Here is a 1,115-nt window from a genome sequence, read left to right as displayed (position 1 = left end):
CCAAACTTATCCAGATGGTACAAAGGTTCTGAGGTTTCAACCACTTGCGGCTTATGCTACACCATCCGCGATGGAACGCTTGCACGAACAGTTCAATCGCCTCTGGCAGTCTGAGGAATTCGAACCTTTATTGCTCATCCCCACCTACGTCTTGGATTTTCTGTGCATCCACCCTTTTAGTGATGGAAATGGACGGATGGCTAGGCTGCTGACACTACTGTTACTATACAAAGCTGGTTACGAGGTGGGGCGGTTTATTAGTTTGGAACGCATTGTAGAACGCACAAAGGAAAGCTACTACGATACACTTTACCAGTCCTCCCAAAGCTGGCATCAGGGACAGCATAGTTTGTTACCTTGGTGGGAGTATTTTCTGGGAGTGTTGGTGCTATCGGCGTACCGGGATTTTGAGCAACGGGTTGGGTTAGTAACCTCAACCAAAGGCGCTAAAACAGCGATGGTGCTAGATGCCATTAACAATATAGTTGGAGATTTTTCGATCAAGCATTTACAGGAACAATGTCCTACTGTAGGAATTGACTTAATTCGTCGTATCTTGCGCGAGGAAAGGAAGGCTGGGCGGCTCGAATGCCTTGGGCGAGGGCCAGATGCCCGTTGGCGGAAGAAATAGGTACTGTACCTATTAAATAGGTACTGACAAGCTAGTTAGTACCTATTTAAGGGGAATTTTCGTTGCAGAAGCTGTGTGATCAGGCTTGTGTCCGCACCTTCAAAGCCCCATGGCAAGAACAACCGTTGCTCATCTATAGCAGAGAAAGAGTTGGTTAGGACATAACTATTTTAGTTTAAACAAAACAGAAATCCCCCCTTATATAGCGCTACGCGCAAGTCATAACTTACTTTTGACTTCTGACTTCTAACTTCTGACGCTAAGCGTAGCGCTATACTTTTTTCAGAGCTTGGTCAAAGGCCGTCAACAGGGATTCCAGGGAAAAAGTATCCTTAGCATGGATATAACCCCGCTCGGCTAGCCTATCTGCAGCGATTGGATCACTGAGCAATTCACCAATAACCTTAGCCAGTGCTACTGAATCTCCTGGCGGTACCAAGTGACCAGTCTCGCCATCCTGAATCAATTCCACTGCACCACCAGA

2 protein-coding genes are annotated in these 1,115 nt (G+C 46.7%); one reads left to right on the top strand and one right to left on the bottom strand.

The genetic code is table 11. The features are described 5' to 3' along the window. Positions 1–631: Fic family protein (locus tag F6K49_RS51810; protein ID WP_293110813.1), on the top strand; the 631-nt coding region annotated here is incomplete at its 5' end. Between the two features lie 271 nt (positions 632–902). On the opposite strand, the gene F6K49_RS51805 is transcribed toward F6K49_RS51810, so the two are convergent. Then, on the bottom strand, positions 903–1,115 hold a 213-nt coding region (locus F6K49_RS51805), incomplete at its 5' end, for a glycosyltransferase (protein WP_366514383.1).

The organism is Moorena sp. SIO3I6, assembly GCF_010672095.1.
The sequence above is the reverse complement of the archived record's forward strand: the minus strand, read 5'-3'. Positions and strand labels throughout refer to the sequence as shown.